General features: G+C 48.0%; 6 protein-coding genes. 2 read left to right on the top strand and 4 right to left on the bottom strand.

Annotated elements, in window-relative coordinates:
- Positions 1-110 precede the first annotated feature (110 nt).
- Positions 111-1,037 carry a branched-chain amino acid transaminase gene (locus V4C51_RS16610; RefSeq protein WP_330927296.1) on the bottom strand — a complete coding sequence of 309 codons (927 nt, stop codon included), beginning with the start codon at positions 1,035-1,037 and terminating at the stop codon, positions 111-113.
- A gap of 462 nt (positions 1,038-1,499) precedes the next feature.
- Between V4C51_RS16610 and V4C51_RS16615 the strand changes: the two genes are divergently transcribed.
- Complete coding sequence (locus tag V4C51_RS16615) at positions 1,500-1,877, top strand: NirD/YgiW/YdeI family stress tolerance protein (RefSeq protein WP_330927297.1); 378 nt, start codon at positions 1,500-1,502, stop codon at positions 1,875-1,877.
- A gap of 397 nt (positions 1,878-2,274) precedes the next feature.
- Here the strand turns inward: V4C51_RS16615 and V4C51_RS16620 are convergent, their stop codons facing one another.
- From V4C51_RS16620 to nudE, 3 genes are all read right to left on the bottom strand, one after another.
- Positions 2,275-3,210, bottom strand: coding sequence for a hypothetical protein (locus tag V4C51_RS16620; protein ID WP_330927298.1), 936 nt, complete (start codon positions 3,208-3,210; stop codon positions 2,275-2,277).
- Positions 3,211-3,587: 377 nt separating this feature from the next.
- Positions 3,588-4,403 (bottom strand): 3'(2'),5'-bisphosphate nucleotidase CysQ, encoded by an 816-nt coding sequence (gene cysQ / locus V4C51_RS16625; RefSeq protein ID WP_330927299.1) that lies wholly within the window; start codon positions 4,401-4,403, stop codon positions 3,588-3,590.
- Complete coding sequence (gene nudE / locus V4C51_RS16630; RefSeq protein WP_330927300.1) at positions 4,403-4,963, bottom strand: ADP compounds hydrolase NudE; 561 nt, start codon at positions 4,961-4,963, stop codon at positions 4,403-4,405. Before nudE ends, cysQ begins: the two co-directional genes overlap by 1 nt.
- Before the next feature lie 335 nt (positions 4,964-5,298).
- On the opposite strand from nudE, the gene V4C51_RS16635 reads away from it, so the two are divergent.
- Positions 5,299-6,174 carry a hypothetical protein gene (locus V4C51_RS16635; protein WP_330927301.1) on the top strand — a complete coding sequence of 292 codons (876 nt, stop codon included), beginning with the start codon at positions 5,299-5,301 and terminating at the stop codon, positions 6,172-6,174.
- Positions 6,175-6,313: the final 139 nt, after the last annotated feature.

The following is a 6,313-nucleotide window of genomic DNA, read 5'->3' on the forward strand; positions in this document are numbered from 1 at the left end:
TAAAAATTTCTGCTTCTGAGGATAATAGTGGGGCTATTTGACGAAGAAGCAGGAATTTTTAGACCCATTTATCGCAACCGCAGTAGGGTAGTCTATTCTAGGACAGGCTCCTAGCTAACAGGGGTTTGCCACTGCGGCATAAAGTCACGCTTGCCACGCACCTGATTAAAGTACATATTTTGCAATTGTTCGGTAATAGGACCGCGTTTTCCACAACCAATCTGGCGACCATCGTGCTCACAAATTGGCAGTACTTCTGCGGCAGTTCCGGTAAAGAAAGCTTCCCGGGCAGTGTACACTTCATCACGGGTGATACGTTTTTCACGCACTTCATACCCCAGTTCCCTGGCAAAGCGCATAATCGTATCGCGGGTAATGCCTTCCAGACAGGACGTCAGCTCAGGCGTATAAATAACCCCATCATTTTTAATAATAAAGATATTCTCACCACTGCCTTCAGCCACATAACCTTCGTTATCGAGCAACAGCGCTTCTTCACAACCACTGTTGACAGCTTCTTGCAGCGCCAGAATGGAATTAATATAGTTCCCGTTGGCCTTGGCTTTGCACATGGTAATGTTCACATGGTGGCGGGTATAGGAAGATGTGCGAATTTTAATCCCTTTTTCCAGCGCTTCAGGAGATACGTAAGACGGCCACTCCCAGGCAGCCACGATGCAGTGTACTGACAGATTATCTGCCCGGATACCGAGTCCTTCAGCCCCTAAAAAGCACATAGGACGCAGATACGCTTCCTTCAGACCGTTCTTGTGCACCACAGCACGCTGGGCTTCGAAGATCTGTTCAGGGGTGAATGGAATCTTCATACCAAGAATATGGGCGCTTCGGTACAAACGATCTGTATGATCCCGCAAACGAAAAATACTGGCGCCTTGGGGGGTGTTATAGGCCCGCACGCCTTCAAAGACCCCCATACCGTAGTGTAGGGTATGGGTCAATACATGGGTTTTCGCCTCACGCCACGGCACCATTTCACCATCAAACCAGATAACACCCTCTTTCTCAGCGAAAGACATACTTAAACCCCTTCAGGATTTTCGATTTATTATCAGAAAAAAATATTGCTGACAGTTCTTCCAGGATAGCACCATGAGCAAGCGTCATTGACACCCTCTGAAGGACGGGGATTCCTGTTAGTCACCTAACAGGTTCCTGTTTCACAGTTCGTTGCTCAGGAACAGCCCGGTTATCGCTTAAAAATTCCACAGCGGGAGCTTTTACCGCCGCGAACCAACTCATGCTCCCCAAGCCTCACACGAACTGTGCAGGCTTAACATTCCTCTAGCCCAGAGGTAGGTCTGAAATAAAAGAGGGAAAATACTACATGGGCTTGCTCTACGCAAGCCGAGCGTTTCAATGGAGGACTATCCCTCAGGTTATCAGCGCAATAGCAGAGCCACAACAGAGCATTGGTGTTGTTCATGATTCCATACAATGCGCCGATAGGGAGAAAAGAACGCTCCGCATGGACAGATATCATGAAAAAAAAATCAATGGTTGTAATGCTAATGATATTGGCGCCATGGGCTGGACTGGGCGCGATCAAGCTGATCAATTATGATCCCTGCCCCCACACGCACCCGGACTACGAGCAACGGAAACTCCATCACGTCGTCAATGACGCAGAGCATGAAGATAAGGTGCATATTAAAGGCCACATTACCGACCAGGTCACGGATGACACCTATGCGTTCAGGGACGAAGATGGAAAAACAATCCATGTCCGTATCCATGAAGACTCCATACCCGACCAGGGCGTACAGTTTCATTCCCCTGTAACACTGCACGGCGAGGTACAAAAAGTGGGCGACCAACCTGTGCATGTTGAAGCAGACCAGATTCATTATTTTTTCTAGGAGCCTGACCGAGAATAGCGCCCGTAGCGAGGATTACGAGAAATTGAGGATAAAAATTTCTGCTTCTGAGGATAATAGCGGGGCTATTTGATAAAGAAGCAGGAATTTTCAGACCAATTTATCGCAACCGCAGTAGGGTAGTCTATTCTCGGACAGGCTCCTAGGAGCCTGTCGGACTTATGCTTTCGAGCATAAAATTCTGACGACTGTATGGATATTAGCGCTTAACAGCACTAGCAACCCACCTGACCTGCCCCTTTTTTGATAAAAAATACGTAAACGTATAAAAACAAGAAGCTGTTCATGATCTTTTGTGAATGAACAGCTTCTAAGAATCAGTCTTAAAAGTCATGCTCCTACTGCGGCTACGATAAATGGGTCTAAGGAATGGGCGCCATCAGTGCCAGTTAAATTTTATTTTTCCATTTTGCGCGCTAGGGGAAATAATCTCGGTGTTCGGCTTGCCTGAGGGCAAGGGAACGGAGAGGGCAGGAGCAACCCCGCTAATCTCCCAGTCAAGCTGGCTTTTGGGATACGCCGGCATAGTTATTAGTTTTATGTCGTGCATAAGCCCCGATGGTGAAGCAGGAAACTCAGACGGCTTAACGGGCGGATAGGGTTCAAAAACCTCTTCAAGCATATTTGGCTTGATATGGCCATCGGTATCCAAATCCAGTTTCGGATGACCGACGAACTTTGATACATATTCATACCTCAGGGTACGTGGATTAACCCTGACGAACTCAACTAACCCATGCAGTTTAGTCCCCGGTTTAACCAGCTCCTCTTCGCCATGAATCAGTCTGCCATGGACATAACCCCAGTTTGCGATGCGATAACTCTTTTTCGGGCTGTACCAACTCATCACAGGCTGCGCAAAGCTGATTTGTGAAGCCTGGTAGCCTCCCTGAAGACCATTCCACAAATAGTCAGGATCAGCTGTTAACTGGTTTTGTGGCGGCTGAGGAACTTCCCACTGGGTGGAAAAACGCTTGATTTCATAAGAATCGTGAAGGGTCTTAACGGCCCAATAACCGGTGCCAGATTGTGCATAACCGGCGGGTATTCGCGCATTCAGCGACAAAGCCGGGGCACGCCCCGCACAATCATAAACCTTGACAGTCTGGTTCGTTTTTTTGTCAACCACCAACAATTTTTCATCCGGTGTAAGCACCACCTTCTGATCGTGGTTGACCTGGATGATATCTGTACTTTTAACCACGCCAAAAGGGGTTTGCTCGAAAGCACTGCTTTCACCAACCCGCGCAAGGGATGTGGTTGAGAAACCGACATAAGACAGGAGCAACAAGAATACATTAAGCCACATCTTCATTACCTGACCTTAGCCCGGATATTTCATAAACATGCTCCTGGCCTTGCTTGCTCCTTGCGGCTCTAAGGGCAGTTTATGAAATATCCGGGCTAGACGCTTTTCGCAAGGGATCATGAACAGCTTCTTAAAAAAGACACCGTAAGAATTAAGAGGGAACCGGGAGGGTCATTATAAAGAGTCCGCGAAACATCTGCCGGAATCCTCGCACGCTTTCGATAGAGACTCAACCGCTACGACAAGATGTCACAACAACAAGGCTAGCACACCCCCCTCCTTATGGACAGTATCGTATCGAGGGTAAACCCACAAGTCTTCAATTTAGGCACCAGGCCTTCCTGGCGCTTCTATTAAAAAATGATGAACAGCTTCATAAAAGCCTAACCAAACTCCCAGAAACGCTGCCAGGGACAGGTTCGGTCTCCTAGTATCAAGAAGTGTCCATTCACCAATGATTCTTTGGTGTTATAGGCAAAGCGCTCACCGCCAGTATTCAAAAATAAACCACCAGCGCCTTCTACAATAGCCTGAACAGCCCCTGTGTCCCACTCAGACGTTGGCCCAAGGCGGGGGTAGATATCCGCCTTGCCTTCAGCAATGCGGCAGCCTTTCAGGGAGCTTCCCACCCGTAAAAAGCGTAGCTGTGGATAATAGCGTTTCAATTTATCAATAAACTGATCAGAAGCTCGATTGCCATAGCTGCGGCTGCCAAGGGCAACAATATCACCGTTTGTTGATAATGAACGGGGCTTTATTGGTTCAGCAGCGCCGCTGCCCACCTGCCGGAAAGCACCCACCCCCATTCCACCCCAGTAACAAGTCTTTGTCGTTGGTGAATAAACAATACCCAGCAGAGGATAGTTATACTCAATCAATGCAATATTAACAGTGAACTGACCATTACCATTAATGAATTCTTGCGTCCCGTCCAGAGGGTCCACCAGCCAGTAGCGTGACCACTGTTGTCTCTGAGCAAACGGCGCCCACTCAGACTCTTCTGACAAAACAGGGTAGTCGTCGTTTAGCTGGTTAAGCCCGTCCACAATCACAGAGTTGGCCTGTCTATCAGCACAGGTGACCGGGGTTTTATCCAGCTTGGTATGAATATCGAGATTATCTTCCCGGTATATAGCCAAAATCGCCTCACCGGCTGATTTTACAATGGCTTTCAGTGGCTCAAATAGAGAACCGCTCATTACAACAGCCCTCTCTCCAGCTGATCTTTGACCAGATATAATGCCGCCAGTACCCGGCCTTCGGAGAAGTCCTGCCGTTCATTAATCGCCAGTAACTGATCAAATGCAAACACCTCTAGCCCAAGGGGTTCAGGCTCATCGCCTTCCAGTTTTTCTTCGTATAAGTTGCGCGCAACGGCAACATAAATAGTGTGACACATATAATTAGGCGACAGCGTAAACTTCGTCACGGTTTTTATACTCTTTGCCCCGTAGCCAATTTCTTCTTTTAGTTCCCGGTTTGCGCCTTCATGGACAGTCTCTCCTGGCTCTACTAAACCTTTGGGCAAGGTCAGCTGGTAATTTTCTGTACCTGCCGCATATTCACGAATCATAAAAAACCGATTATCATCAAGCAACGGCACCACCATAACGGCATTATGCCCAGCGTTGTGTATAGATCCCAGGCGCTCATAGGTTCTTTCTTCACCGTTGGAGAACCGCAACTCCAGCTCTTCAACGCTGAAAAGACGGGTTTTGGTGACCTGACGACGTCTTAGTATATCCGGTAATTTATTCATAGTTCCCCGCTTGTGTCTGAAAATGCCGGTTCCAGTGTATCGGTAATGAATTTGGCGACATTACCAGTACGCACCCAGCCCGTTCAGGAGCTCGCCCACACAGCCGTCAACCGTGGCAAGAAATGCGAGAAACTCTGCCATAGGTGGTACTTTGTCTATATTAGGAGCCTGTCGGACTTCAGACAATTTCGGCCTGAAATCCAGAAATGGCCAGAATTTCCGATCAATTTGCTATAAGTCCGACAGGCTCCCAGCCCAACTTATTGAGCAACTAATATAACGGATTAAATGATGAAAGTCGTATCCTGCACTGAAGCTCGAACAATCTGAAATCCTTGCCTGACCAAGTTGCTGAAGATGTCAGCGAAGCCCTTCTCCACCGCCGCGACAGCCAAGATGCTGTGGTCATGTCCCCCTTGGCAGCTACAGTAGCCTGTGGTCGATACCGTGCGCCAAGCCGTCTCTTGCTCCTGTTTCTTGCGGGTGCAGCAGCAAAACCAAAGGAGACCCTTCCCATGCCCTTTCATCATTCCACCTCGCTCTACAAACAAAGCAGTACAAATTATGCGCAAGCCGCCTTGCGTTTTGCCAGCGCTCATACCCCTTTAGGCGGCAGTAACATGGGAGTGGGGCGTTTGAGTGCCATAAAGCCCTGGACACCCAACCTCCCTGATCCAGAAGCGATCGATACAGTACTTAAAGACTCGCGAGATAGAATACAAAGAGAGAAACAACGACAGGGAGAAGAAAATTACAGCCTGGATGATTATGTCGCAGAAGTGGCAAGAAGTCAGGCGGGTAACTGTGGCGAAAAATCCATACTGGTTTGTTATTTTCTGTCACAACAACCCGACCCACTGATTTACTATCGTGTTTCTCTATGGCCGAATGATTATTCTTTTGTGGTAATGGATCAGAAACCCAATATTAAAGAGGGTTTGTTTCCCTGTAATTTTAAAGACTGGGATGAAAATGCCGTGGTTATCGATCCCTGGCTCTGTATCTGTGGACCGGCCCGACACTACCCCGATCTCTGGCGCATGAAGCTTGACACAATGGCCGCCGTGGGTATTGAACTCAGTTACGCCTCCCGCGAGAGACAATACAACTGGTTGAAGGCTAATGCAGGGTTTTGGAAAACATTGCTGGAGTCAAATAAAAAATTTGTTGCCGAGAGGCGCCCGGACGATTCCGCACTCTTTTCCCCATAACGTCTGTAGGCGGATAATGCCCATCATCATTTATATGGTTCTGGGAGCCTGTCGGACTTATGCTTTCGAGCATAAAATTCAGTAGGGCGAGTCAGAATTTTCGATCAATTTGTGCGAATAGTTGACCTATTTAAGCAAA

It is taken from the genome of Candidatus Sororendozoicomonas aggregata, assembly GCF_031528575.1.
Taxonomy (GTDB): domain Bacteria; phylum Pseudomonadota; class Gammaproteobacteria; order Pseudomonadales; family Endozoicomonadaceae; genus Endonucleibacter; species Endonucleibacter aggregata.